The following is a 26,575-nucleotide window of genomic DNA, read 5'->3' on the forward strand; positions in this document are numbered from 1 at the left end:
TATTCCTTTAACTTTTTAATCAATGTGTAGTATGAATAAGAGGTAAACTGAGCTGAACGCGGCGGCGCAACCAAGGACTTGGGCGGTAACGCTGGTCACGGGTAATTGCAGTCATGCGGTCTAAAATTTTCAGAATTTTTTCCGCACCCAGTACATCGCCCCATTCAATTGGGCCATATGGATAACCAAGGCCTAACTTCACGGCAACATTGATATCTTGTACGGTTGCAACACCTTGCTGGGCAATATCACAGCCAAGATTCACAATCATGGCCAAAGCACGTTGCGCTACAAAACCGACGCTTTCCTGAATTGTGCTTGCAGTCACACCATCCAGATTGAAAATAGATTGCGCTGCATTTATCAGTTCAGCTTTGGTCACAAACGTTGGCATCAAGGTACGGTGTTTATTTAAGCCGTAAAGCAGATCAATGCAGACTACTTGCTGCGGAGACACTTGATAACGGACTGCTGCTGAAGTGGCATCTTCACCATAAGTCGCAATTAAAATTAAAGCATCTGCTGAAGGTGCGTCAGTCTGCTCGATCTGGATGTTGAACTGCTGTAGATATTGCTCAAGCGCTTGACGGTCTTCGCTATATTCTGTACCCAGCCAAACCGATGGATATTGATCCAGCTTTTCAACCAAGGTTGGAGCCACATCACCTACTTTGCTCCCCGAGGTATAATCGTAAAAACCTTTACCAGTTTTACGGCCTAGCTGTTTAGCAATAAAACGCTGGCGGGTAATCACGCTTGGGCGGTAACGTGTTTCTTCATAGTATTGGTGATAAATTGATTCACTTACCGGATGAGATACATCCATTCCGGTCAGATCGCCTAACTCGAATGGTCCCATCTTGAAACCGATGCCGTCACGATAGATGCGGTCAATGTCATAAAATGGAGTGACATTTTCATTCAGAATCGCATAGGCTTCGCTACCAAAAGCACGGCCAGCATGATTGATAATGAATCCTGGGGTGTCTTTAGCTTTTACCGGGCGATGTCCCATCTTGGTCGATAACTGAGTGAGTGCATCCACAATATCAGCACGGGTATTAAAGCCTTCAATGACCTCAACCACTTTCATCAGTGGTACTGGGTTAAAGAAGTGATAACCGGCAACGCGTTCCGGTTGGCTGCAATTGGCAGCAATCGCACTAATGGATAGTGAAGATGTATTAGATGCCAGAATCGCTTCCGGTTTTACGATACCTTCCAGTTGCTGCATCAGCTTTTGTTTGATTTCCAGATTTTCAATAATCGCTTCAACGATTAAATCGCAATCTTTCAAGTCTTCGATCTGCTGAGCAATGGATAAATGAGCAAGATCTTCAGCAGCTTTTTCATGGCTAAATTTACCTTTATCAGCCAGGGTATTTAATGTTTTAGCCAGCTTTTCCTGTGCCTGTTCAGCAGCACCCGCTTTGGCATCAAACAGCACCACATCATGGCCAGATTGAATTGCGATCTGGGCAATGCCCGCACCCATCGTACCTACGCCAATAATACCGATTTTCTGAATTTGAATGCTCATGCTTATCGTCCCTGATAATTTGGTTTACGTTTTTCGATAAAGGCTTGCATACCTTCTTTTTGATCTTCTGAAGAAAACAGCATCTGGAAAGATTTACGTTCCAGCATTAAGCCAGCATTGAGTGGCACATCTTCAGCCAGTAAAGCCACTTCCTTGATTTGTTCAAGCGCGATTGGCGGCATTTTTGCCAGACCTTCAGCCATTTTGATTGCTGTTGCCAGGGTTTCACTGTCTTCCGTTACTTGAGACACCAGGCCAATCTGATAAGCTTCCGGCGCTGGTACCAGACAACCCGTCATGATGATACGCATCGCATGGAATTTACCCACGGCACGGAATAAACGCTGTGTACCACCCGCACCCGGCATTACCCCTACTTTGACTTCAGGCTGACCGAACTGGGCACTTTTTCCGGCAATAATAATGTCCGCATGCATCGCCAGTTCACAGCCACCACCCAATGCATAACCGTTTACTGCTGCAATCACCGGCTTTGGACACTGCGCAATGGCTTGCCAGTAACGCTCAGTACGACGTTGCATCATCTGGATCGTTTCAGCATTGGCTAATTCTTTAAGGTCAGCGCCTGCAGCGAAATCAGTTTCACCGCCAGTGAGAATAATGGCACGGATATTTTCATCGTCATTCAATTGCAGAAAAGCCGCAGCCAGTTTCTGGCGCACTTCTGTATTCAGGGCATTTTTAGCTTCTGGACGATGGATCTTGACCATCGCCACATGTGTCGAGATTTGCTCTACTTGAACTACCTGTTCCATCAAAAATCTCCATTTATTTTGTATAGCGAAATATTATTTTATATAAAACTACGGTTTCTAGACCCATAAATCAAGATTTTTTCTCTCAAAAACGTAAAAAAGTTATTTTTTAATAAAAATTAGAGTAAAAACTCTTGTTCAGTTGGCTATTTTATGATTAATTTATTTCGCAATACGGAATTAATTATTTAATTCGAATTTTGGTTATTCATTTATGTAAATATTAACCACAATACAAAATAAAAAAATTAATTTCCGTCATAAGGATACTACGTTGTTCAGTGATTTTTCACTCAAGGTGAAACGGAAAAATCAGATCCAGCCTGATCGTAACAGGGTGAATGCGCACAGACGCTTAGACCTTAGATGAGGAAAATGCTTTTCCGTGAGGAAGAAAATGAATTTAGCGGTAGCAGAGGAATGCTACTTTAATATATAGAGGATATAAGAATGACAAGCGATACCATCGTAGCTGAGGAAACTAAAACGGGGGTCTCCTCCGACGGCACCATTAAGCAGGCACCTAAACGCATGTGGATGACGGCCTTTGTCTTCGCTTTTTTGATTTTACTATGTGACGGTGCAGACATTGGTATTCTGGCTTTCAGCTTGACCAGTTTGAAAGCAGAATGGGGGCTGACTTCTGTACAGGCCGGTGCCTTGGGAAGTTATTCTCTTTTGGGTATGGGGATCGGTGGCTTTATTGGCGGATGGGCCTGTGACAAGTTTGGACGTGTACGTGTCATCGTATTGGCCACTATTTCCTTCTCAATCTTGTCTGCCTATTCAGGTTTTGCCCAGTCTTATCAAGAGTTTGCGATTTTACGTACCCTTTCGTGCTTAGGTTTGGGCTGTTTATATATTGCCTGTAATACCCTGATGTCTGAGTATGTACCAACCAAATACCGTACTACGGTACTGGCAACATTGATGACCGGTTTCACTTTAGGTTCATTGGTGATTACCATGATTTCAGGCTGGATCATTCCTGAATTCGGCTGGCGTATGCTGTACTGGGTGACAATTGCCCCATTAGCTTTGGGTATTTTGATGCACTTCATGGTACCAGAACCAGAGTCATGGAAACGTGTCCGTGAAATGAAAAGAACTGGTCAGATCGTGGATAATGATGCCAAAAAAGGCAATCCGTATATCACCATTCTTAAAGATAAAACCCACGGCAAGATGTTTATCCTTTGGTCTTTCAGCTCTGGTTTCCTGCTATTCGGTTATTTCGGTGTAAGCAACTGGTTACCAAGTTATCTTGAAGCTGAATTAGGCATTAAATTCAAGGAAATGGCGCTATACATGGTGGGTACTTTTATCACCATGATGTTCGCCAAAATCATTGCAGGTTATGTGGCTGACAAAATTGGTCGTCGTATCGTATTTGCTTTCGGCACCATGGGAACAGCGCTGTTTATTCCTGTCGTGGTGTATATGCACAATGCCGATAATATTGGTGTACTGATGCTGATCTTCGGATTCCTGTACGGTATTCCATATGCCATTAATGCAACCTATCTAACCGAAAGTTTCCCTACTGGAGTACGTGGTACAGCAGTTGGCGGTGCGTTCAATATTGGTCGTATCGGTGCAATCTTCGCTCCAATTACGATTGGTTATCTTGCGATGAATGGTTCGATCGGTACGGGTCTATTGGTGATGGGTGCAGCTTACTTCCTATGCGGTTTGATTCCTGCCCTGTTTATTAAGGACCGTTTATACGATCCACAAAAAGCTGAATAACTTTTAACTCAAGAGGGCGGTAAATTTACTGCCCTCCTTCATCTATATTTTTATGACTTTAAATATCGAATACATACCCTTTGACCTGAACAGGATGTTTCCTGGTTGAACGAGATTCGTATTCATTATTCAAAAGTCAGCATCTCTGCATTTAGCAATGAGAGCAACGACAAGGAAAGATTTTCCTTCTTAGATATCAGAAAATTTCTTTAGGGATTAAGAAATGAAAAAATTAGTTTTAGCAACATTATGTGGTATTGCTTCAGCACAGGCATTTTCAGCAGAAGCGTCAGAAGACCGGATGCAGTTTTTAGAATCACAGTTAAAGCAAATCCAAGCCGAACTGGAACAGCAGAAAGCCGCGCAACTTGCGTTAAAGAACCAGCAAGAAGAAGCCAAAGCACAAGACTCTAAAACGCTGAGTTCGATGGTGGATAATGTCGATGTTTATGGATTGATTCGCTTTGATGGCGCAGTTGATTTCAAAAGTACCCCTGAAGCTCGTGGCCGTACTATTAACCAGATTAATAAAGTGCCTTTTACTGAACCTGACTCTACCCGTTCAGATTTTACTGCTGCTGCCAGCCGAATTGGTTTCCTGGCTAAAGACTTGGGTGGAAATCCAAATGTTTCTGCACGTTTAGAAGCTGACTTCTGGACCAATAATGGTAAAGGTGATGGTGGACTACGTATCCGTCATGCACATTTAAAATACTATAACTGGACTTTTGGTCAGGCCTGGTCATTAATGTCGACACCAGAAATTAGTACTGAAGCTGTCGATTACAGCTTATTACTGGGTGGATCGGTTCTACGTACGCCTCAAGTCAGCTATGCTTTCAAACTTGATCCGGAAAATACTTGGAATGTTGGTCTGGAGTATATGGCTGGTGGCGATCGCTCTTCTACCTTGCCTGCTTTAACCACTAAATATATTCATCAATCAGGTCCGCTGCATTTATTAGCTCAAGGCTTTGTCAATCAAAAGCAGGCGCAAACTGATACAGGTGATATTGAAAAAGTTGGTTGGGGTGTAGGTCTTGGTGGACGTTATCATCTCAATGATCAAAACTCGATCCAGGGTAACTATTTCCATATGGTCGGTGACCAGCGTATTGCAGCTTTCTTGACTCAAGGTTCAACAACCGATGGTGCTGCTTGGGGTGGAGATTATTCAGTCGATCCCATCAATAACGAACTTTTACTCAATGAGTTTAATAGTTTAAATATCGGCTTTACGCATAAATTTACGCCAAAACTACGTAGTAGCATTAATGCCAGCGTGGTAGATTTTGATGATTCCAGCGACTATGCACGCGCGAATCCTGAAACCAATAAACGTTTAACTGACTATGTGGCTAACGTGATTTATTCTCCAGTTCCAAAGGTTAATCTGGGCGCAGAATATCACCACGGCAAACGTGAAACTTTTGATAATCGAGAAGCGGATGTTTCTCGTGTGAATTTATCAGCGACTTATAGTTTCTAAAGCCTTAGGAGACAAGGATGTCAGCCCAAGGGCAAATTTCACGAAAATTTATGTTTATGATGGCCATGACCTGCGCACTCTGCGCGGGTTGTAACTATTTTAACCAGCCATTAATTTATTCTATCGCAGAAGATCTGCATATCAGTGTGGCTGAGTCTGGTTGGACTGTCGTTTTAACCCAGATTGGTTATGCCACTGGGTTATTCTTGTTTGTGCCTTTAGGCGATTTGTTTGAAAAACGCCTCTATATTTGCAGCCTCATGCTATGTACCGGACTGGCGCTAATCGGACTTTCTGCCAGTACCAATCTGCATATGCTGTATGGTTTTACCCTGCTCGCTTCTTTTTGTTCGATTACCACCCAGATTCTGATTCCTTTTGCTGCCAACCTTTCTCAACGAGAAAAAAGTGCTGAAGTGGTTGGTCTGCTGATGAGTGGTGTATTGGTCGGTATTCTGTTTGCCCGGACTGTATCAGGACTGATTTCTACCCTATGGTCCTGGCATGCAGTCTACCTTTTGAGTGGCTGTTCTATTCTCTTGCTCAGTATCGCTATGTGGTATCAGTTACCTAAAGCGAAGAGCCAATTACAAATGAGTATCTTACAGATTTATCGCTCACTATTTACCTTTGCCAAAACCGAACCCATGCTGATCCGACGTAGCATCATTGGTGGTTTGGGCTTTGGTATGCTGAGTATTATTTTTACCACCATGACTTTTGTACTGGCGGAAGCACCCTATCATTTTAATGATTTCCAGATTGGGTTAATGGGTATTGTTGGTGTGGTTGGCATCTGGTCATCACAATGGACCGGTAAAATGATTGGTCGACATCGGGAAAAATGGGTTGCACAACTTGCTACCACGGGTTTAATTCTGGCCTGGATTCCGTTATTTTTTGCGCAAAGCTATTTATGGGTGTATATCATTGGATTAATTCCCGCTTATTTTGGGATTTCTTCACTGCATGTGTTAAATCAGAATCTGGTATATCGAATCTCGGTACAAGCCCGTTCCCGTATTAATGCAATCTATATGACCTGTTATTTTTTAGGTGCCGGGATCGGTGCATTTCTATCGCTAAACCTATGGAAAATGTATGGTTGGTCAGCCTGTGTTGCATTGGGCTTTGGCTTTGCCCTGCTCATCTTTAGTATTAACCGCTATGACCTAAGCCGCGAACGCAATCTGGTCAATATTCAGCCCCAATCCTAATCGATTTAGACTCATACATTGTGCACTCATAGAATATAAGATTGGGTGCGCAGTACATGACACATTATCTCTGCATTTCTATTTTGAATTCTTTGCTGTGAAATTTAGAACTGCTCCCCAGTTTAAAAAGAACTCGGCTCCTGCCAGCATCATTTTCAGGTCAAGTATCGAATTCTTTTTTTTAACTTAACACTTAAATAGAGAATGTTACTAAACCATAATTACTTGGATATTTATTCTTATTGCATCGGGACATTTTTTCCGTTTATAGTTAAATGAGACTACATAAAACCGTGGAACATTGCTTATTCATTGAACGTGAAACATGAAAAATTATAAAAAAAGCCCAATCTGTGATGATTGGGCTTTTTTTATAGGGTAAGACTATGATTTATAAAAATATGTTATTCCTAAGTAGAAATGTCCGCTTTTAGAATGCATAACTTAGCGCAAAAAATACAACACATAAAAAAATCGCAGCCTAAGCTGCGATTTCTAATCATGTTTAAATGATTGATAGAATTATTATACGGATGGTTTTAACTGTGCAGCTGCACGGCCATCAAGTAACTTGCAACCTGTCTGTTGCTGAAGTTCTTCGAAACTCAAGCCATCCACCATTTCTAGCACCCAAGCCTGATTATCTTTGAGTTCAATAATGCACAAATCGGTATAAATGCGGTCAACGCAGTTTTTACCAGTAATTGGATAAGTCAGCTCTTCCACAATTCGTGGTTCGCCATTTTTTGTGACATGTTCCATGCAAACATAGACACAGCGAGCACCAACCGCCAGATCCATGGCACCACCCACTGCTGGAACCGCATCCAGTGCACCGGTATGCCAGTTAGCGAGATCACCATTCACGGCGACCTGAAAGGCGCCCATAATACAGAAATCTAAATGGCCGCCACGCATAATATCGAAGGAATCTGCAGAGTTCATAAAACTACCGCCATCGAGCATGCTGACCAGTTCTTTACCAGCATTAATCAGATCATCATCAGCCTGTTCAGGATCAGTTAAAGCGGTAAAACCCAGAACACCATTTTCAGAATGCAGGACAATATCCTGTTCAGGTTTTAAATAACCAGCAACGCGTGTTGGTAAGCCAATGCCTAAATTCACATAAGAACCGGTCGGAATATCCTGTGCAACTTTTTCTACAATCTGTTCGCGTGTACGTTTTTGAATTGTCATTATTTGATATCTCCTACCTTCACCACATGCTGCACAAAAATACCCGGCGTCACGATAATCTCTGGATCAAGCTCGCCTAGTTCTACAATTTCATGCACTTGGGCAATCGTGGTTTTGGCTGCTTTTGCCATTAACGGGCCAAAGTTTCGAGCTGCTTTACGATAGGTTAAATTGCCCCATTGATCAGCCTGATTACCATAAACCAAGGCATAGTCCGCATGAATTGGATATTCCAGTACATAGTCCTTGCCATTGATATGGCGGGTTTCTTTGCCTTCAGCAATCTTGGTGCCGTAACCTGTAGGCGTAAAAATAGCGCCCAGACCTGCACCCGCTGCCTGAATACGGCAAGCCAAGTTGCCTTGTGGCACCAGTTCTAACTCTACTTTTCCAGCTTTATACAGCTCTTCAAACACCTTGGAGTTATTGGCACGAGGAAATGAACAGATCATTTTTTTCACCAGCCCTGACAATAACAGGTTGGTTAGGCCACGGTCACCAGAAGCAGCATTATTGTTGATGATGGTCAAATCTTTAGGACCAATATCAATCAAAGCTTCAATCAGTTCGATTGGCTGTCCTGCCAGACCGAAGCCACTAGTCATAATATGCGCGCCATCTGGAATCTGCTTGAGTATAGTTTCGATATCCTGTGTGATTTTATTCATTTAATTGCTTCCTAGCATCTTCCTGTCTTTATAAATGTTTGATTAATCAATTAGTCAGCTTTTTGTGGGTCAAATAAACGGTTTTTAATGAAAGTGGCCGGGATCAAACCACAAATAAAATAAGCCACACTCATGATGAGTAGACCTGTACCAATTGATCCACCTTGCGCAAAATAGCCGATAGTTAAAGGTGCCAATACTGCGCCTAGACGGCCAATGTTATAAGCGCCACCTGTAGCTGTACCACGGACTTTGGTAGAGAAACTTTCAGTCATATAAGTTGCGTTAATGCCATATGGAATACCGTAAAGGAATCCGAAAAACAGCATTAACCATAAGATATTGTCCGGTGTGTTACCAAAGACAATGATAGGAATAAAGATGGCGGTGCCCATGGTACCGAAAGCAAATACTGCACGACGACCAATTTTATCCGCAATAATGCCCGCGATCACTTTGGTACACATCATGATCAGGAAGGTCCCAATCATATAGGTGGTCATTTCTTTAAATTTGATACCTAAGTCTGATTCCAGATAAGCCGGTAACCAGTTACTTACGCCGTAATAACCAAACTGTAAGAATGCGGTGCTGAACGACCAGAGGATGAACATGCGACGGCTTAAAGCATCGGCAAAAATCATTTTAAACGTATTCTTCGGTTTTTCCTGCACTACGCCGCTGGCTTTGGCTGCCAATCTTTCTTGACGTGCCTTTAACCAGGCTTGTGGTTCTGGTACCAGGAAGAACATGCCAATGGCAAGAACAATCGGAACAATGCCAATATAGTAAATGTAACGCCAGCCTAGTTCTGGAAGCAGCCATCCTGCAAGTACAGTGGCAACAACTGAACCAAGTGTCCAACCTGTCATTAAAACAGCAAGTACTGTAGAACGATATTTTGTTGGCACATACTCTGCCATTAGAGTATTACAGGCAATATAGAGGGCTCCTAAGCCAATTGCTGAAAAGAATCGCAACCATTTGAATTCTTCATAGCTTTGAGTAAAGCCCAGCCAGAAGGTTAATGAAGAGAATAAAGCGATCGCAACAACAATCACGCGAACTCGCCCGAAGCGGTCACAAGCCCAGCCACCAAAAAAGCCACCAATGGCCATACCAGCAAGTGTCCAGCTACCAAGTGCACCTGCCTGAATACTACTTAAAGAAAATTCTTGTTTGAGGCTGGTTAGACTGTAGGCTAATAGTGCAAGATCTGCACCATCTACCAATAACGCTAAAAATGAAAAGATAAAAGCCAGAATCCAGACCTTTTTCTTAGGCATATTTTCTTCTGGTAGAAGGTTTTGTTGTGAATTAAGCGTATTCATAATGTCCTTTACACTTTGCTGGCACTCCTGTGCCCTTTAGAAGTTTATGTTTCACCTAATTAATTAAATGAAACATAGAATGTTTGATTGCTCTCTAATTCTGAAACTGACTAGATTTTAAAAAACCATCCCAGAACTGGATTGGCTGACTTCAATTGAAGTCAGCCAAAACAAACTAGCCAGCATTGCTGGCTAGAAGTTGATCTGCATTTAGTTGGAGAATGCAGCAATACCTGTTTGAGCACGACCTAGAATTAGGGCATGTACATCATGGGTACCTTCATAAGTATTGACCACTTCCAGGTTTACCAGATGACGAGCTACACCGAATTCATCAGAGATCCCGTTACCGCCCATCATGTCACGCGCTAAACGGGCAATATCTAAAGCTTTACCACAGTTATTACGTTTGATCAGTGAAGTACCCTCGACTGAAGCAATACCTTCATCTTTCATGCGACCAAAACGTAATGCCACTTGCAGACCCAGCGCAATTTCAGTTTGCATGTCTGCCAGTTTTTTCTGAATTAACTGATTGGCAGCCAATGGACGACCAAACTGTTTACGGTCCATGGTGTACTGATGAGCCGTGTGCCAGCAAAATTCAGCTGCACCCATTGCACCCCAGGCAATGCCATAGCGGGCACTATTCAGACAGGTAAATGGACCTTTTAAACCACGAATTTCGGGGAATGCGTTTTCTTCTGGAACGAAAACATTGTCCATCACGATTTCACCGGTGATCGAAGCACGTAAGCCAACTTTACCGTGAATCGCTGGTGCAGAAAGCCCTTCCCAGCCTTTTTCTAAAATAAAGCCGCGAATATCACCGACATTGCCTTCAGGAGACACTTCTTTTGCCCAAACCACAAAGACATCAGCAATCGGACTGTTGGTAATCCACATTTTGGCGCCTGTCAGACGGTAACCACCATCGACTTTTTTGGCACGGGTAATCATGCTGCCCGGATCTGAACCATGATCTGGTTCAGTCAGACCGAAACAGCCGATATATTCACCGGTCGCCAGTTTTGGCAAATATTTCTGTTTCTGTTCTTCAGAACCAAATTCATTGATTGGCACCATCACAAGAGAACTTTGCACACTGGCCATAGAACGATAACCTGAATCCACACGTTCTACTTCACGGGCAATCAGACCATAGCTGACATAATTTAAGCCGGCACCGCCGTATTGCTCAGGAATGGTTGGACCCAGCAGACCGAGTTCACCCATTTCACGGAAAATGGTTGGATCTGTTTTCTCATGACGGAACTGTTCTAGTACACGTGGCATCAGCTTATCCTGACAGTACGCATGCGCGCTGTCACGGATCATACGTTCTTCTTCAGTCAGTTGCTGTTCCAGTAAAAATGGATCTTGCCAGTCAAATCTAATTCTTGTGCTCATTTTAATATTTCCAATATTCTAAAATCTGCTGCTTACGCGGTCGCTTGTTTAATCATTTCACGTGCGATGATGATTTGCTGGATTTGAGTTGTACCTTCATACAGACGGAACAAACGCACATCACGGTAGAAACGTTCAATTGAATATTCACTGATATAGCCCGCGCCACCATGAATTTGCAGACAGCGATCCGCTACACGGCCACACATTTCAGTCGCAAACATTTTCGCGCATGAAGATTCAGTAGTCACATTCTTGCCTTGGTCACGCAGGCGGGCAGCATCTAGAACCATACATTTCGCTGCATAAATTTCAGCTTTAGAGTCTGCCAGCATGCCTTGGATGAGCTGGAAATTCGCAATCGGTTGACCGAACTGCTTACGTTCCACTGCATAATTTAAAGCATCTTCCAGCATACGCTCTGCCATACCTACGCTATAGCCAGCAATATGCAGACGGCCTTTATCCAGAACACGCATTGCAGTTTTAAAGCCAATGCCTTCAACACCACCGATCAACTGATCTTTATGAACTTTACAGTTGTCAAAAATCACGTCACAAGTGTATGAACCATGTTGGCCCATTTTTTTATCAATTTTGCCCAGACTTAGGCCCGGTGTATTCGCTTCTACCAGGAATGCAGAAATGCCGCTTGCACCTTTGATATCAGGATTGGTACGCGCCATCACCGTAAATGTTGTTGCACGCGGTGCATTGGTAATAAAACGTTTAGTACCGTTTAAAATATAGTAATCGCCATCTTTAACCGCGCTGGTTTTTAAAGATGCTGCATCTGAACCTGAATCCGGCTCAGTTAAACAGAATGAACCAATGATTTCACCAGTCGCATAACGTGGCAGGTATTTCTGTTTTTGCTCTTCAGTACCGTCAATCACGATCCCGCTTGAACCGATCCCGTTATTGGTTCCAATCAAAGAACGGAATGCAGCTGATGTACGGCCTAATTCCATTGCGACCAGAATTTCCTCTTCCATAGTGATACCTAAACCGCCGTATTCCTCTGGAATGGTTAGGCCAAACAGACCTAATTCTTTCATCTGCTCGACAATACGCTCAGGAATCGCGTTGCTTTCTTCAACTTCATGTTCTAAAGGAACTAGTTCATTTTTGACAAAGTTACGAATAGTCGAAAGAAGTTGCTCAAGCATTTCCGGATCGCGAATCATAGGGATCTCCATGTTATTTAGTTCATCTGGGTAAATTCCTTTACCCTTTAATTTTAGTTTCGTAATACGAAATAAATAATCATAAAAATTCATTTTGAGCAAGAAAAATTATTAAAAATTTTATTTTTTAAGCAAAAAAGCAAATTTTTCTAGCTTTAATTAAAAATTTTAGTTAGAATTTTATTTCACAATGCGAAATTTTTAGATTGTTGGTAGATTTAGAAAAGAGTTAGATGATTTGAATCAGGTCATAATTGATTCTATAAAAGTGCAGCTAGACAAGAATGTTTCAATTAAATTGTGCTGATGATTCTCGTTTTGATTGGCTCCATTTTCCTGAAATTTTATCTGATGAACTTTAAATTTTCTAAAGATACTTAAAAATCATTACAGGTCTCAAAAACCTATAGATTCTGCATGGTTTTTAGCTGAATAGCGCTAATTAACTTAAATACAGATAAAGTGAGCACTTTTTTATTTATTTTTATCACTAATAGAAGTGTTTTATTTTGTATCGTGAAATTTAATTGCTATCATATTTATTAATTTACCTTTAATTGCTCTGACCATGACAAAAAATAAAACTGGTGAAATACCTAATTTTGATGAGATCCGTTTAGATCCGATTTCACATATTCATAGAGAAAATAACCCACAATTTATCGCGTCTATTGCACGTGGTTTAGAAATCCTCAGATGTTTTTCCGCAACGAATCAATTACTGGGCAACCAGGAAATTGCACAGCTAACTAATCTGCCAAAACCGACTGTTGCCCGGATCACCAGCACGTTGGTTTCTTTAGGTTATCTAAAACAGTTACCGAATACGACCAAATACCTGTTGGACGTTGGTGTATTGGCTCTGGGTTATGCGGCGCTAAGCAATATTTCGGCACGTACACAGGCATATCCATTTATGGAAGAAATGTCACGTTATGCGCAAGCGCCTGTCGCCATGGCAACCCGTGATCGTCTGAGCATGATTTATTTGGAAGTCGTTCACACAGAGTCTACTTTGACCATGCGTCGTCCAGTTGGCTCTACCCTGCCTATTCATAGTAGTGCGATGGGCCGTGCCTGCCTGGCTGCGATGGAAGTTAAAGAACGTGAGTATCTATTTGATGCCATCAAGAAAAGAAATGAAGATCAGTGGCCAACCATTAAGCGTAATTTAGAACGTGCTATTCGTGATTATCAGGATTATGGCTATTGCTTATCTCTCGGTGATTGGGCCAAAGATGTGAACTCTGTTGCAGTGCCATTGATTCATCCTAAACATGGTATTTTGACTTTTAACTGCGGCGCACCAACCTATCTGCTCAATCAGGAAAAACTGGAAAATGAAATCGGTCCTCGTCTGATTCATATGGTCAATAACATTTCTCTGACTTTAAATAATATTTAAGCTGTTATTTAAGATTTAAATGGGCGGCAATGATCGCCCTTTACTTTTCTTTTTTAAAACACTCGCAAAATGTTAGAGCAATATAAAAAATAGCCCATTCTAAGATGGGCTATTTTTTAAAGATCTAATGACCAGCAAATTTGGCTGATGATCTCAGCTTATTGTGCTACAAACTTGGCACGCGCTGCATGCAGTTTTTTATAGCTCTCAATTAAACGTAGATGACGATCCAGACCTTCAAGCTGCATATTGGTTTTAGCTAAACCGTAGAAACGTACTGTACCTTCTACTGAACCGAGGACTGCATCCATACGGACATCGCCAAACATACGGCGGAAGTTGTGTTCATAGTCTTCCAGTTCCATTTCATCATCCAGAATGACTTCAAGCACTACATTCATGCATTGATAGAACAGGCCACGTTCAACGGTATTGGTATTGTATTGCAAGAACTGTTCGACCAGATCTTTAGCTTCTTCAAATTGTTGTAGAGCCAGATAGATCAGGAGTTTTAGTTCCAGAATGGTCAGCTGACCCCATTCGGTATTTTCGTCAAATTCAATCCCGATCAAGGTACGGATCTCGGTGTAATCATCTTCATCTGCTTCTTCCAGACGTTCAACCAGAGCTTCTAGCTGTTCATCATCCAGACGATGCAGGTTCAGAATATCTTCACGATATAACAGCGCCTTGTTGGTATTGTCCCAAACCAGATCTTCCACCAGATAAATTTCAGAATAACCCGGTACCAGAATACGACAAGCGGTTGCACCTAAATGCTTATAGACCGCCATATAAACTTCATGGCCCATCTCTTCCAGAATGGTAAACAATTCTTGTGCCTCATCGGCATTTGAGTTTTGGCCATTATTGGTGAAATCCCACTCAACAAAATCATAGTCAGATTTTGCGCTGAAGAAACGCCAAGATACGACACCACTTGAATCAATAAAGTGCTCAACAAAGTTATTCGGTTCAGTGACTGCATTTGAACTGAAGGTTGGTTTTGGCAGATCATTCAGGCCTTCAAAACTACGACCTTGTAACAGTTCAGTCAGACTGCGCTCTAAAGCCACTTCAAAGTTTGGATGTGCACCGAATGAGGCAAAGACACCACCCGTACGCGGGTTCATCAAGGTCACGCACATCACCGGGAACTGACCGCCCAAAGAGGCATCTTTGACCAGTACTGGGAAGCCTTGCTCTTCTAAGCCTTTAATACCTTCAATAATTTTCGGATATTTTGCCAGTACGTGTTCAGGTACATCCGGCAGTGCCAGCTCACCTTCCAGAATTTCACGTTTAACCGCACGTTCGAAAATCTCAGACAGACATTGTACTTGAGCTTCAGCCAAGGTATTGCCCGCGCTCATCCCATTACTGAGATACAGGTTTTCAATCAGATTCGATGGGAAATATACAGTTTCACCATCAGACTGACGTACAAATGGCAATGAACAGATACCACGTGCTTTATTGCCCGAGTTAGTGTCATAAAGATGAGTGCCTAGTAACTCATCTTCAGGATCATAAATTTCACGAGTATGTTCATCTAAAACTTCTGCTGGCAACTCACCATTTGGACCCTGCTGGAACCATTTTTCATCCGGATAATGCACAAATTCTGCATTGGCAATATCTTCACCCCAAAACTGGTCATTATAGAAGAAATTACAGTTCAGACGCTCGATAAATTCACCCAGTGCAGATGCCAGCGCACTTTCTTTGGTTGAACCTTTACCATTGGTAAAGCACATCGGTGACTGGGCATCACGAATATGCAATGACCAGACATTCGGTACAATGTTACGCCAAGACGCAATTTCAATTTTCATGCCGAGGCCTGCCAGAATCGCAGACATATTGGCAATAGTTTCTTCAAGTGGTAAGTCTTTACCCGGAATACAGGTTAGGCTGTCTGAAGCCAGATTTGGCATCAACAAAGCCTGCGCATCGGCATCAATGCTCTCAACCTCTTCAATAACAAATTCAGGACCAGTCTGAATCACTTTTTTGACGGTACAACGGTCGATCGAACGCAAAATCCCCTGACGGTCTTTTTCAGAGATATCAGCCGGTAGCTCGACCTGAATTTTAAAAATCTGTTTGTAGCGGTTTTCAGGATCGACGATATTGTTTTGAGACAGACGGATATTGTCGGTTGGAATGTCACGCGCTGCACAATAGACTTTAACGAAATAAGCCGCACACAGCGCAGAAGATGCCAGAAAATAATCAAATGGACCTGGCGCAGAACCATCACCTTTATAGCGGATCGGCTGATCGGCGATTACCGTGAAGTCATCGAACTTGGCTTCCTGACGAAGATTATCGAGATAATTGACCTTAATTTCCATGTGGATACCTAAATATTCTTATGTGCCACCACGGACAGATAAGATGCTAAATCTGAATATACAAGCCGAATCACGGAGGAGAATTTGACTCAAAAATAATAATAACCCGGGTTAAACCTTCAACCAGTTAGTTTCAGGATAAGCTCGAGTAAGAATGGGCGCTATTATAGAATCATTTTATGAAATTGATAATGTTTGCTCGAATTTCCTGCAGATTTATCAAAATATCTGTTAATTAAATATTCAGAAAATCTTGCTTTAAGCCGGGAACAGACTGTTTTTATTAATACTTGCTGTTCCCGGCTGGATTTTATGGACTGGGCAATGCGTTTTTTAAATCAGATCAAGATCCAAATTAAAAATCATAGCCAATACCAAACACAGCGAGATCGCGCTGTTTATCACCAAAACGGTCATAACCACCAAAGATATAATCACCAGATAAGGTCAACTTCGGCGCAACTTCATAACTCAATCCGGCAGTTGCATAACGGAAAGCATGCTGTTTGGTAGTGTTACCCAGCTCATTACCTTCATATTTGCCTTCATCATTAAAATAACCACCTGCTGCACCGACATGCGCACCCAGCTTATCATTAAGCTGATGGGTTAAATCCAGGGTATAAAAAGTATCGCCCTGATTGGCATAGGCCACATCATATAAATAGGTCGACACACCTGCTGTAACGCTGGTCTTGTCGTTTAGTGCACGACTTACATTCAAACCTAATTCATTTGAGGTGGTATGGCTGCCACCCGGATAATAATAGGTCGCATCCCAAACATTCCAGTCGTAGTTTTCACTGCTATAGGTATATCCCACGATAAAATCATGTTCGAATTTATCACGACGATGTGATTTCTTGCCTTCCAGTTCCGGATAGGAATACCCTAAGGTTGAGCCCCAGTAACCGACATAAAAATTACCATAAGCCAGATTCAGTGCTGCCTGTAAAGCAACGTCATCATTTTCTGGTGCATTGGTCAGACCACGGGAGATGTATTTAGAAACTACACTGATGTTTCCACTGGTTTCAATTTTTTTTGCTTTCGCATCCTCTGCAAAACAATAAACACTAGAAACAGCAGCACAGCCGAAAAGGACTGTTTGTTTGAAAATTCTCATAAAATATAAATTATATTAAGCAAAGAATGGATAACACTGAAACCGATTACAGCCTTATCCAGCTTTGGATAAAAATAAATTCCGCTATATTCCTCTTTGCAGCAAGCAACAGGAATATAGCCATGACTTAAGCGCGTGGGGCCCGGTAGAAAGGCGCTGTAGAAGCAGGTAATGCCTGCTTGCCACGGATATGATCTGCAAGCTTTTCAGCCATCATGATCGTGGTTGCATTGAGGTTGCCTGTAATAATGAGCGGCATAATTGAAGCATCGATGACACGCAGGCCTTGCATCTCATGCACACGCCCATAACCATCGACAACGGCCATATCATCCTCACCCATTTTACAGCTACAGGACGGATGATACGCTGTTTCTGCATGATTACGAACAAATTCATCAATTTCTGCATCAGTTTGCAGATTTTTGCCCGGACTGATTTCTTCACCACGATATGGATCCAGGGCGGGCTGATGCATAATTTCACGGGTAATGCGGATGGCATCCCGGAATTCACGCCAGTCCTGTTCGGTACTCATATAGTTGAACAGAATACTTGGATGCTCGAACGGATCTTTGGATTTCAGACGGACTCGACCACGAGATGGTGAACGCATAGAACCGACATGGGCCTGGAAGCCGTGCTCATGGATAGCATTAGTTCCATTGTAATTGATCGCCACTGGCAGGAAGTGATACTGGATGTTCGGCCATTCGAACTCATCCGAAGAACGGATAAAGCCACCGGCTTCAAACTGGTTGCTGGCACCAATTCCTTTACCTAAGAATAGCCATTCTGCGCCAATCATGGGCTGGTTATACCATTTTAATGCTGGGTATAAGCTGACCGGTTTTTTGCACTTATATTGTAAGTACATTTCCAGATGGTCTTGCAGGTTTTCACCCACACCCGGCAGGTCCTGAACCACCGGAATATCCAGACTTTTTAACAATTCAGCCGGACCTACACCAGAGCGTTGCAGGATTTGTGGAGATGCAATTGCACCTGCACATAGTAGAACTTCACGATCCGCAAAGACCTGAATCGGCTGTAAGGTATTTTGACCTTCAAAATATTCTACGCCAATCGCCTTATTGCGATTAAACAGAATTCGGTTGGTCATGGCATGGGTAATAATGGTGAGATTATCCCGGCCTTTGGCCATATCCAGATAACCACGTGCCGTACTGGAGCGACGACCTTGTGGTGTCACAGTACGATCCATTGGCCCGAAACCTTCCTGTTGGTAGCCATTCAAGTCATCGGTACGTGGATAACCGGCTTGAACCCCAGCTTCGACCATAGCATGAAACAGCTCATTATTACCATTCTTAGGCGTTGCGACTGAAACCGGGCCTGAATCGCCATGATAGTCATTGCCGCCAATATCGCGGGTTTCAGCTTTTTTGTAATAGGGTAGACACTGCGCATAATTCCAGTGTTCCAGACCTTTAAGGCTGGCCCACTGTTCCAGATCCATAGCATTACCACGGATATAGCACATGCCATTAATCAGTGAAGATCCGCCCAGACCTTTACCACGGCCGCATTCCATACGGCGATTGTTCATGTGGGGTTCTGGATCGGTCAGATAGGCCCAGTTATAACGGCGTCCTTGTAAAGGATAAGCTAAAGCAGCTGGCATCTGGGTTCTAAAATCCAGACGATAGTCCGGGCCACCTGCCTCAAGTAATAGCACCTTAGTATCTGGATCTTCAGTTAAACGCGCTGCCAGAACATTACCCGCAGAGCCCGCACCGATAATAATATAGTCGTAATTCATCAAATCCCCCTTATGCGCTAAATACAGATTGGAAAGGACTGAGTTCGACCTGAACCGATTTGGTCTGGGTGTAATGCTGCAAGGTCACAAGCCCATTTTCACGTCCAACACCGGAATGTTTATAACCACCGACAGGCATTTCTGCAGGCGATTCACCCCAGGTATTGATCCAGCAGATACCCGCTTCTACCTGATGAATAATTCGGTGTGCACGGGCTAAGTCTGGTGTGACGACACCTGCAGCCAGACCATAATCGGTATCATTGGCACGACGAATCGCTTCTTGCTCAGTGTCATAACTGAGAATACTCATGACTGGACCGAAGATTTCTTCACGTACAATGGTCATGTCATCACGACAGTCGGTAAATACGGTTGGCAGGACATAAGCCCCTTGGACAAACTGTTCATCCTCAGCACAACCGCCACCACATAATAGGCGTGCCCCTTCTATCTTGCCTTTTTCAATATAGCCCAGCACTTTTTCCATATGCTCAAAGCTGGACACCGGACCAAAATTGGTTTCAGGATCGAGAGGGTCACCCATACGAATATGTTCAACACGCTGTAAAATCTTTTCTTCAAATGCTGCTTTCAATGCCAAAGGCACAAATACACGAGTACCGTTGGTACACACCTGACCGGAGCTATAGAAGTTGGCCATCATGGCAATATCAGCCGCCAGATCCAGATCGGCATCTTCACAGATAATCAGCGGAGACTTACCGCCCAGCTCCATGGTAACTTCTTTCAAGCTAGAATTTGCAGCTTGCGCCATGACTTTTTTACCAGTAGAAACGCCACCGGTAAAAGACACTTTGGCAATATCGGGATGCGAAGTTAGATAACCACCAATTTCACCACTACCGGTAACCACATTAAAGACACCATGCGGCACACCGGCTTCGGTATAAATTTCTGCCAGTTTCAGCGCAGTTAAAGGCGTAACTTCACTGGCTTTGAAAATCATGGCATTGCCTGCAGCGAGTGCCGGTGCAGATTTCCACAATGCGATCTGAATCGGATAATTCCATGCGCCAATTCCAGCGACAACACCCAAAGGTTCACGGCGAGTATAGACAAAGGAACTGCTTCTCAGCGGGATTTGCTGGCCTTCAAGAACCGGTAGAATTCCCGCATAATATTCGAGTACATCTGCACCTGTCGTAATATCAACAGTCGATGTTTCACTAAAGGCTTTACCGCTGTCCAAGCTTTCTAATTTTGCCAGCTCATCGTTACGCTTGCGTAAAATGGCGACTGCCTTGTTCAAGATGCGCGAGCGTTGAATCGCGGTCATTTCTGCCCAGAATTTTTGCCCTTGTTGTGCAGATTCAACCGCACGATCGATATCATTTTTTGAACAGACCTGCACTTCAGCCAGGACTTCGCCTGTTGCAGGATTAATAGTTTGAAACGTGCTATTGGACGTTGCATCGACATATTGTCCATGAATATAAGGACGTTGCAGGTTGAATGTTGTCAATGGAATTCCCTCGCAGATTGGTTATTTGAGTTGTTGCCGGATATATTCACTACACAGTTCAATCGGCAGTTCTGGATCAATTTCGCCACTTACTAAAGCACCTCTTAGCCAGAATCCATCAATGAGTGCAGCCAGACCTTGTGCTGCCTTCTCAGCTTGATCCTTACTCAGCTTTTTCATGAATTCATATTTAAGATTGGAATGTAAGCGGTAATGGTTTATTTGCTGTAAACGATGTAAATCGGGCTGATGCAGACTGCTGGCCCAAAAAGCCAACCACACCTTCATGGCCGCTTTATCCGTTTGTGGAGCAGTAAAATTGCCACGCACAATTGCCAGTAAGCGTTGTTCAGGGGCGTCATTCACCTGTGACTTGATTTCAGCAACAGATTTACCTAATTGCTGCAATAAGTAACGCATTGTGGCTTCAATTAACCCATTTTTACCTTGAAAATAATGACTTATGATGCCTGTTGAGACACCTGCCCTCTGAGCAATCTGACTAATTGAAGCTTCTGCAAAACCTAGCTCATTCACTGCAGCTAAGGTGGCATCGATCAGTTGCTGACGACGGATCGGTTGCATACCAACTTTTGGCATAGGACTAACCTGAATAACGGATGTAGCAATAAAAAATCACTCTGCTAAAGCAAATAGCGGAATGATGTAACAATTCATAAACGCTTTTTTAATTGAACGTTCAATTAATAAAAATTATAGTACCAGCTCACCCTTGATGTACAGCGCAGTTTGTTTTGGATTTGCAAAAGTTTGTAATTCACGAAAACAAGGAAGCTTTAGGGCCAGCTTTTGCTTTTAAATCACACTGCACTGTAGATCATTCGGCAACAAAACGATGGTCAGAGATTTATGCAAAAGAAAAACGAAGAGGTGCAAGATAGTCTGAATAAGGTAGTCTTTTATTGTTCGGCGACGCTTATTCTGCTGTTTTCTATCATCACGATTTTATTTAATGAACAAGCCAATTTAGTCATTATTAATATTTTAAACTGGGTCAGTAGTACCTTTAGCTGGTATTACCTGCTGGCGGCAACGCTGTATCTGGTTTTTATTGTCTTTATCGCCTGCTCACGTTATGGCGAAATCAAGCTTGGTCCCAAACATTCTAAACCCGAATTCAGCCTGCTGAGCTGGTCGGCCATGTTGTTCTCAGCCGGGATCGGGATTGACTTGATGTTCTTCTCGGTCGCTGAACCCTTGTCTCATTATATGAGTCCTCCAGTCGGTGAAGCTGAAACCTTTGAAGCCGCGCGTCAGTCTATGGTCTGGACCCTGTTTCACTATGGTCTGACCGGCTGGAGCATGTACGCGCTGATTGGGGTTGCGTTGGGATATTTCAGTTATCGCTATAATTTACCACTGACAATTCGATCTGCGCTTTATCCTATTTTTGGAAAAAGAATTAATGGCCCGATTGGCCATACGGTAGATACCGCTGCAGTACTCGGTACGATTTTTGGTATTGCCACCACCTGCGGTATTGGTGTCGTCCAATTAAATTATGGTTTGCATGTCCTGTTCGGCTTGCCAGAAAATATCTGGATTCAAACTGCATTAATCGGTGTTGCCGTCATTATTACCATTATTTCCGTCACTGCGGGGGTTAATAAAGGTATCCGGGTCCTATCCGAAATTAATATCTATGTATCAATCGGATTGCTGCTCTTTATTCTCTTTATGGGAAATACAGAGTTTTTATTAGCGGCTCTAATTCAGAATTTTGGTGATTATCTCAGCCAGTTCCCGAAACTCTCTTTAAGCAGTTTTCCTTTTGAGCAGCCTAAAGAATGGATGAATAGCTGGACCCTGTTCTTCTGGGCATGGTGGATTGCCTGGTCGCCGTTTGTAGGTCTGTTCCTGGCACGTATTTCCCGTGGTCGTACTATTCGTGAATTTGTCACCGGGACTTTGGTTATTCCTCTGTTATTTACCCTGACCTGGTTGTCTATTTTCGGTAACAGTGCTTTATACAGCGTGATTTTTGATGGTAATACTCAGCTTGCGACAACTGTTTTAGAAAATCCGGCACATGGTTTTTATGATCTGCTGGCACAGTATCCAGGTTTCACATTTATCGCAGGTGTAGCCACCATTACAGGGTTGCTGTTCTATGTGACTTCAGCGGATTCAGGGGCATTAGTATTGGGGAACTTCACCACTAAATTCACTAATATTGAGCATGATTCACCACGCTGGCTGAGTGTGTTCTGGGCAATTGCAATTGGTCTTTTGACGCTAGCTATGCTAATGGCTAACGGTGTTACTGCATTGCAAAACACTACCATCATTATGGGACTGCCTTTTAGTTTCGTCATTTTCTTTGTGATGGCGGGGCTATATAAGTCCTTGCGTCTGGAGGATTTTCGTCAGGCCAGTACCAGCCTGAATGCGGCACCTGTGGTCGGTAATGTGGATATCTTGAACTGGAAGAAGCGTCTGAGCCGGGTCATGCTACATCCAAGCCTGTCCCAGACCCGGACCATGCTGGACAATGTCTGCAAACCAGCCATCGAGGCCGTTGCAACCGAGTTAATTGATAAAGGTATTCAAGTCAATATTCAGGAAAAATCACTTGAGGAAGAACCTGAACTGTATCATCTGGATCTGACTATTCAGCTCGATGAAGAAGAAAACTTTGTTTATGAAATATGGCCGGTACGCTATGACACGCCAAATTTCAGTTCACGTGGTAAACGAACCAAACGCTATTACTATCGTCTGGAAAGTTATCTGTTTGAAGGCTCTCAGGGTAACGATCTGGTCGGTTACAGTAAGGAACAGGTGATCAATGACATCCTGGATAAATATGAACGCCATATGATGTATCTGCACATTAACCGGATCAGCCCAGGTAAACGTCCACTTTTCCCGGATCGTGAAATCTAGGATCTCTTAACTACTGAAGGACGCAATGATGTCAGAAAGCTTGAATGCCTTTGCCCTGTTTTTCTCTCTACTCAATCCCTTTCTGATGAGTATTTATATGCTCGGAATTATCCGTAATTCCGAAGCAAAGGTCTTCAATATGGCATTGATTCAGGGCAGCCTGATCAGCTTTATTGTTTTCATCATTTTTGCGAAAACTGGTGAAGCCTTCTTTAATGAAGTCTTGCATGTGCGGTTTGAGTCCTTCCAGATTTTTGGCGGTATTATTTTTCTAGTAATTGGCTATCGTTATGTCTTTGAAGGTGCTGATACGATTGGCGTGATGCGTGGAGCGCCCAGTCATCTGGCAGGCACGATTGCCATGCCGTTTATGATCGGTCCGGGCACCATTTCGGCATCTGTGATCACCGGTATACAGCTCAGTTTAATGCAAACCATTCTGGTGATTTTCTCGACCCTGTTTCTGACTTGTAGTCTGCTGATCCTGATGAAATACCTGCATGATCATTTACAGCACAAGTATTCAAACTATATTGACCTGTATGTCGATATCGTCGGTCGTGTTGCAGCACTTCTGATTGGTACGATTGCCATTGATATGATCGTGACAGGCGTTACCGGAATATTAGAAACCTGATCAATCATTTTATTGGGTAAATAAAAAGAGCGGGAAATATCCCGCTCTTTTTTTAATTTTTAAATAATTAAAATTTAAATGACACACCGGCATAAGTAGAGAAACCTTCACCCGGCGAAGATCGCGCTACATCAGCACCTTGATCATTTAGCCCAGGAATCACGACCGCAGCATACTTCTCATCGGTGATATTTTTAAAGTTGATCCAAGTTTTCCATGATTGATGTTCTGGTGCATATCCCAGATCAATACCCCAAATCTGATAATCATCACTAAAGCGGCTATTGGCATAATCATGCGCCATCTTCGATGCATATTCTGTATTTAGACCCATATAAAGACCATTATTCAAGGCATAACTGAGCTGTGCCTGATAAAGATGTTTTGGAATTCCCGGCAACTGGTTTTTACCAAATAAAGGATCGTTTTTATATTGGAAATCACTCAAGGTATAAGCCTGACGTAAACGAAGCTCGCCCTGCTGTGATGCATAGAATAGTGTATCCAGACTGAGTTCCACACCTTGATGAAGGGTTGGAGTTGCATTGGATTCTACAGCAATTGGTTCAGAAGGTCGTTCCGATCCATCCTCATAGGTTTTGATCAACTCTGAGGTTAATAACTCGTTTTTAACTTTGGAATAATAGTAGCTCAGTGCCCAATCACCCCAGGCTGATTGGCCCCTGCCACCCAGTTCTAAAGTATTTGCAGTTTGCGTGTCCAGATAAATAGGTTCACGTACCCGCCCTGAAGCGACCCCACCATCAAAATAATATGGCGAAGACCATGCCATCGCCCATGGATGTGCCGGTTCAATACTACGGCTTAAATTGGCAAACCATTGCAGCGTCTCATTTGGCTGATAAGTCAGGCCAATACGCGGTGCGAAATTCCATTCATAGCGGCTAACTTCAGGACTAGCCACAGGATAAGTCACTTCACTCTCACGGTGGGTATAGGCTGCTGCCAATCCTAGATCAAGCTTAAACTGATCATTCAACTGGGTTTCCTGATCAAATTGCAGCACATTGTCTGAACCACGATAAGTATAACGGCGTGTTACGGTATCTGCCGGATAAAGCGTGCCATCAATTGTAGTATCGCGTCGAATTGTTTCGGTTACACCACTATTCGGACGGTGCGTGGTACTTCGAAAAGCAACTTTTCCTTGATGTTCAAGACCGAATAACTCATAAGGTTTCTCATACTGGATTCTTGCACTAATATCTTCATAATCGACATTGGTACGATAACTACTTTCACGTAAATCCAATGGATAATGATGATAAGCCAGACTACCGGTCAGTTTGGCATCATCCCGCAAGTTCCAGGTGGTAGTATTTGCCAGCCAAGTACTGCCCGGCTGAATCCGCTTGGCATCTACAGCCAGATTAAAATCATTGGCTGCTCCAGGATTATTCTTGAGCTGTTCTTGGGTAATGCGTCCCGGCGTTAAGTGTTTGCTTTCACGGTAACGGGCATAAAAGCGGGTCTCGATATCCGGACTGATCTGATAACCCAGATTAAAAGCCAAACCTTTACCATCACCTTCGGCATGATCCTGAATTCCATCAAACTGTGAACCCGTCACTGCCAGATAATAATCTAACTTGTCGAGTTGTCGGCCAGTACTAAACTGGTATTTCTGATAGCCATGGCTACCCGCTTCGTATTTTAATTCAGAGCCATTCTGCTCTGCACCAGTCTTACTTTTATAGTTAACTGTTCCACCTAAGGACAATCCGCCCTGTTTTAAACCATTGGCACCACGGTACACCCCAACATGATCAATCCACCACGGTTCAAGCAGTTCATAAGCCGTACCACCCGGTCCAGTAAAGGGAATATCATCAATCATGACATAAGTTCCGGATGCATGTGCACCAGAAGTACGGTTAATGCCAGAACCACGGATAGAAATTTTGGCTCCTTCATTGCCCGGCGATTGGGCATAAATACCGGGCTGGAGACGGAAGACGTCAGCAGTGGTTCCCAGACGCTGATGTTGTAACTGCTGATCTGAAATAAAGTTGGTTCCTCCCGAAACGCTGGCAAGTTCCGCCTCAGTCTGTTTCTGAGAATTTGTATTTTGCTCAGTGGTCACCACAATAGTGTCCAACTGCTGAACACTATCCTGCGCTAGCGTAGTTTCAGCATAAAGATGGCCTGAAAATGCCGACAATATCATCAGGCTAAGCGGATTTTTCTTGAGAGGAATTTTTGTCATATTCATGGCGAATTTATACAATCCTGTATAAGTGATCCTGATCTGCTTAAGGGCTTGGCTTAAAATTTAAGCTGTAGCAT

General features: G+C 43.1%; 19 protein-coding genes. 6 read left to right on the forward strand and 13 right to left on the reverse strand.

The genetic code is table 11. The features are described from left to right. Nucleotides 1-19: 19 nt before the first annotated feature. Together F897_RS10425 and F897_RS10430 are read right to left on the reverse strand one after the other, a co-directional pair. Complete coding sequence (locus F897_RS10425; RefSeq protein ID WP_005235696.1) at nucleotides 20-1,540, reverse strand: 3-hydroxyacyl-CoA dehydrogenase; 1,521 nt, start codon at nucleotides 1,538-1,540, stop codon at nucleotides 20-22. A 2-nt stretch (nucleotides 1,541-1,542) separates the two neighbouring features. Further along, nucleotides 1,543-2,316 carry an enoyl-CoA hydratase gene (locus F897_RS10430; protein ID WP_005235697.1) on the reverse strand — a complete coding sequence of 258 codons (774 nt, stop codon included), beginning with the start codon at nucleotides 2,314-2,316 and terminating at the stop codon, nucleotides 1,543-1,545. A gap of 450 nt (nucleotides 2,317-2,766) precedes the next feature. Here F897_RS10430 and F897_RS10435 point away from each other — a divergent pair, with 450 nt between their 5' ends. The 3 genes from F897_RS10435 (at nucleotide 2,767) to F897_RS10445 (ending at nucleotide 6,771) form a co-directional block, all read left to right on the forward strand. Further along, entirely contained in the window at nucleotides 2,767-4,065 is a 1,299-nt protein-coding gene (locus tag F897_RS10435; protein ID WP_005235700.1) for an MFS transporter, read from the forward strand. A 223-nt stretch (nucleotides 4,066-4,288) separates the two neighbouring features. Then, entirely contained in the window at nucleotides 4,289-5,554 is a 1,266-nt protein-coding gene (locus tag F897_RS10440) for a DcaP family trimeric outer membrane transporter (protein WP_005235702.1), read from the forward strand. 17 nt (nucleotides 5,555-5,571) lie between these two features. Further along, entirely contained in the window at nucleotides 5,572-6,771 is a 1,200-nt protein-coding gene (locus F897_RS10445) for an MFS transporter (protein WP_005235704.1), read from the forward strand. A 525-nt stretch (nucleotides 6,772-7,296) separates the two neighbouring features. On the opposite strand, the gene F897_RS10450 is transcribed toward F897_RS10445, so the two are convergent. The 5 genes from F897_RS10450 to F897_RS10470 all read right to left on the reverse strand — a co-directional run bounded on the left by F897_RS10450 (nucleotide 7,297) and on the right by F897_RS10470 (nucleotide 12,567). Then, nucleotides 7,297-7,971, reverse strand: a complete 675-nt coding sequence (locus F897_RS10450) for a 3-oxoacid CoA-transferase subunit B (RefSeq protein WP_005235706.1) — start codon at nucleotides 7,969-7,971, stop codon at nucleotides 7,297-7,299. After that, nucleotides 7,971-8,639: a 3-oxoacid CoA-transferase subunit A gene (locus F897_RS10455; protein ID WP_005235708.1), complete on the reverse strand. Its 669-nt coding sequence runs from the start codon at nucleotides 8,637-8,639 to the stop codon at nucleotides 7,971-7,973. Before F897_RS10455 ends, F897_RS10450 begins: the two co-directional genes overlap by 1 nt. A 50-nt stretch (nucleotides 8,640-8,689) precedes the next feature. Next, complete coding sequence (locus F897_RS10460) at nucleotides 8,690-9,970, reverse strand: MFS transporter (protein ID WP_005235709.1); 1,281 nt, start codon at nucleotides 9,968-9,970, stop codon at nucleotides 8,690-8,692. 210 nt (nucleotides 9,971-10,180) lie between these two features. Beyond that, complete coding sequence (locus tag F897_RS10465) at nucleotides 10,181-11,380, reverse strand: acyl-CoA dehydrogenase (protein WP_005235711.1); 1,200 nt, start codon at nucleotides 11,378-11,380, stop codon at nucleotides 10,181-10,183. A gap of 32 nt (nucleotides 11,381-11,412) precedes the next feature. Further along, nucleotides 11,413-12,567, reverse strand: coding sequence for an acyl-CoA dehydrogenase family protein (locus tag F897_RS10470; RefSeq protein ID WP_034580970.1), 1,155 nt, complete (start codon nucleotides 12,565-12,567; stop codon nucleotides 11,413-11,415). A 568-nt stretch (nucleotides 12,568-13,135) separates the two neighbouring features. Between F897_RS10470 and F897_RS10475 the strand changes: the two genes are divergently transcribed. Continuing rightward, nucleotides 13,136-13,972, forward strand: coding sequence for an IclR family transcriptional regulator (locus tag F897_RS10475; protein WP_004785687.1), 837 nt, complete (start codon nucleotides 13,136-13,138; stop codon nucleotides 13,970-13,972). A gap of 158 nt (nucleotides 13,973-14,130) precedes the next feature. On the opposite strand, the gene F897_RS10480 is transcribed toward F897_RS10475, so the two are convergent. From F897_RS10480 to betI, 5 genes are all read right to left on the reverse strand, one after another. Further along, on the reverse strand, nucleotides 14,131-16,329 hold the full coding sequence (locus F897_RS10480; protein ID WP_005235715.1) for an OsmC domain/YcaO domain-containing protein: 2,199 nt from the start codon (nucleotides 16,327-16,329) through the stop codon (nucleotides 14,131-14,133). 355 nt (nucleotides 16,330-16,684) lie between these two features. Then, on the reverse strand, nucleotides 16,685-17,455 hold the full coding sequence (locus tag F897_RS10485) for a TorF family putative porin (protein WP_005235718.1): 771 nt from the start codon (nucleotides 17,453-17,455) through the stop codon (nucleotides 16,685-16,687). Nucleotides 17,456-17,582: 127 nt separating this feature from the next. After that, nucleotides 17,583-19,238 (reverse strand): choline dehydrogenase, encoded by a 1,656-nt coding sequence (gene betA / locus F897_RS10490; RefSeq protein ID WP_005235719.1) that lies wholly within the window; start codon nucleotides 19,236-19,238, stop codon nucleotides 17,583-17,585. A 10-nt stretch (nucleotides 19,239-19,248) separates the two neighbouring features. Continuing rightward, a complete protein-coding gene (betB, locus tag F897_RS10495; RefSeq protein ID WP_005235721.1) occupies nucleotides 19,249-20,724 on the reverse strand; it encodes a betaine-aldehyde dehydrogenase in 1,476 nt (491 codons plus the stop codon). Nucleotides 20,725-20,745: 21 nt separating this feature from the next. Continuing rightward, on the reverse strand, nucleotides 20,746-21,324 hold the full coding sequence (gene betI / locus F897_RS10500) for a transcriptional regulator BetI (RefSeq protein ID WP_005235723.1): 579 nt from the start codon (nucleotides 21,322-21,324) through the stop codon (nucleotides 20,746-20,748). Between the two features lie 270 nt (nucleotides 21,325-21,594). On the opposite strand from betI, the gene F897_RS10505 reads away from it, so the two are divergent. Next, nucleotides 21,595-23,631: a choline transporter gene (locus F897_RS10505; protein WP_004785675.1), complete on the forward strand. Its 2,037-nt coding sequence runs from the start codon at nucleotides 21,595-21,597 to the stop codon at nucleotides 23,629-23,631. A gap of 28 nt (nucleotides 23,632-23,659) precedes the next feature. Beyond that, nucleotides 23,660-24,268, forward strand: coding sequence for a MarC family protein (locus F897_RS10510; RefSeq protein WP_005235725.1), 609 nt, complete (start codon nucleotides 23,660-23,662; stop codon nucleotides 24,266-24,268). A gap of 67 nt (nucleotides 24,269-24,335) precedes the next feature. Here F897_RS10510 and F897_RS10515 read toward each other — a convergent pair whose 3' ends face one another. Continuing rightward, nucleotides 24,336-26,501 (reverse strand): TonB-dependent receptor family protein, encoded by a 2,166-nt coding sequence (locus F897_RS10515; protein WP_005235727.1) that lies wholly within the window; start codon nucleotides 26,499-26,501, stop codon nucleotides 24,336-24,338. Nucleotides 26,502-26,575 lie beyond the last annotated feature (74 nt).

The sequence above is a fragment of the Acinetobacter variabilis genome (assembly GCF_000369625.1).
Classification (GTDB): Bacteria; Pseudomonadota; Gammaproteobacteria; order Pseudomonadales; family Moraxellaceae; genus Acinetobacter; species Acinetobacter variabilis.

Excerpts from the sequence above, each read along its gene's own strand:
- F897_RS10425 (WP_005235696.1), bottom strand. The coding sequence starts at position 1,540 with ATGAGCATTCAAATTCAGAAAATCGGTATTATTGGCGTAGGTACGATG.
- F897_RS10430 (WP_005235697.1), bottom strand. The coding sequence starts at position 2,316 with ATGGAACAGGTAGTTCAAGTAGAGCAAATCTCGACACATGTGGCGATG.
- F897_RS10435 (WP_005235700.1), top strand. The coding sequence starts at position 2,767 with ATGACAAGCGATACCATCGTAGCTGAGGAAACTAAAACGGGGGTCTCC.
- F897_RS10440 (WP_005235702.1), top strand. The coding sequence starts at position 4,289 with ATGAAAAAATTAGTTTTAGCAACATTATGTGGTATTGCTTCAGCACAG.
- F897_RS10445 (WP_005235704.1), top strand. The coding sequence starts at position 5,572 with ATGTCAGCCCAAGGGCAAATTTCACGAAAATTTATGTTTATGATGGCC.
- F897_RS10450 (WP_005235706.1), bottom strand. The coding sequence starts at position 7,971 with ATGACAATTCAAAAACGTACACGCGAACAGATTGTAGAAAAAGTTGCA.
- F897_RS10455 (WP_005235708.1), bottom strand. The coding sequence starts at position 8,639 with ATGAATAAAATCACACAGGATATCGAAACTATACTCAAGCAGATTCCA.
- F897_RS10460 (WP_005235709.1), bottom strand. The coding sequence starts at position 9,970 with ATGAATACGCTTAATTCACAACAAAACCTTCTACCAGAAGAAAATATG.
- F897_RS10465 (WP_005235711.1), bottom strand. The coding sequence starts at position 11,380 with ATGAGCACAAGAATTAGATTTGACTGGCAAGATCCATTTTTACTGGAA.
- F897_RS10470 (WP_034580970.1), bottom strand. The coding sequence starts at position 12,567 with ATGATTCGCGATCCGGAAATGCTTGAGCAACTTCTTTCGACTATTCGT.
- F897_RS10475 (WP_004785687.1), top strand. The coding sequence starts at position 13,136 with ATGACAAAAAATAAAACTGGTGAAATACCTAATTTTGATGAGATCCGT.
- F897_RS10480 (WP_005235715.1), bottom strand. The coding sequence starts at position 16,329 with ATGGAAATTAAGGTCAATTATCTCGATAATCTTCGTCAGGAAGCCAAG.
- F897_RS10485 (WP_005235718.1), bottom strand. The coding sequence starts at position 17,455 with ATGAGAATTTTCAAACAAACAGTCCTTTTCGGCTGTGCTGCTGTTTCT.
- betA (WP_005235719.1), bottom strand. The coding sequence starts at position 19,238 with ATGAATTACGACTATATTATTATCGGTGCGGGCTCTGCGGGTAATGTT.
- betI (WP_005235723.1), bottom strand. The coding sequence starts at position 21,324 with ATGCCAAAAGTTGGTATGCAACCGATCCGTCGTCAGCAACTGATCGAT.
- F897_RS10505 (WP_004785675.1), top strand. The coding sequence starts at position 21,595 with ATGCAAAAGAAAAACGAAGAGGTGCAAGATAGTCTGAATAAGGTAGTC.
- F897_RS10510 (WP_005235725.1), top strand. The coding sequence starts at position 23,660 with ATGTCAGAAAGCTTGAATGCCTTTGCCCTGTTTTTCTCTCTACTCAAT.
- F897_RS10515 (WP_005235727.1), bottom strand. The coding sequence starts at position 26,501 with ATGAATATGACAAAAATTCCTCTCAAGAAAAATCCGCTTAGCCTGATG.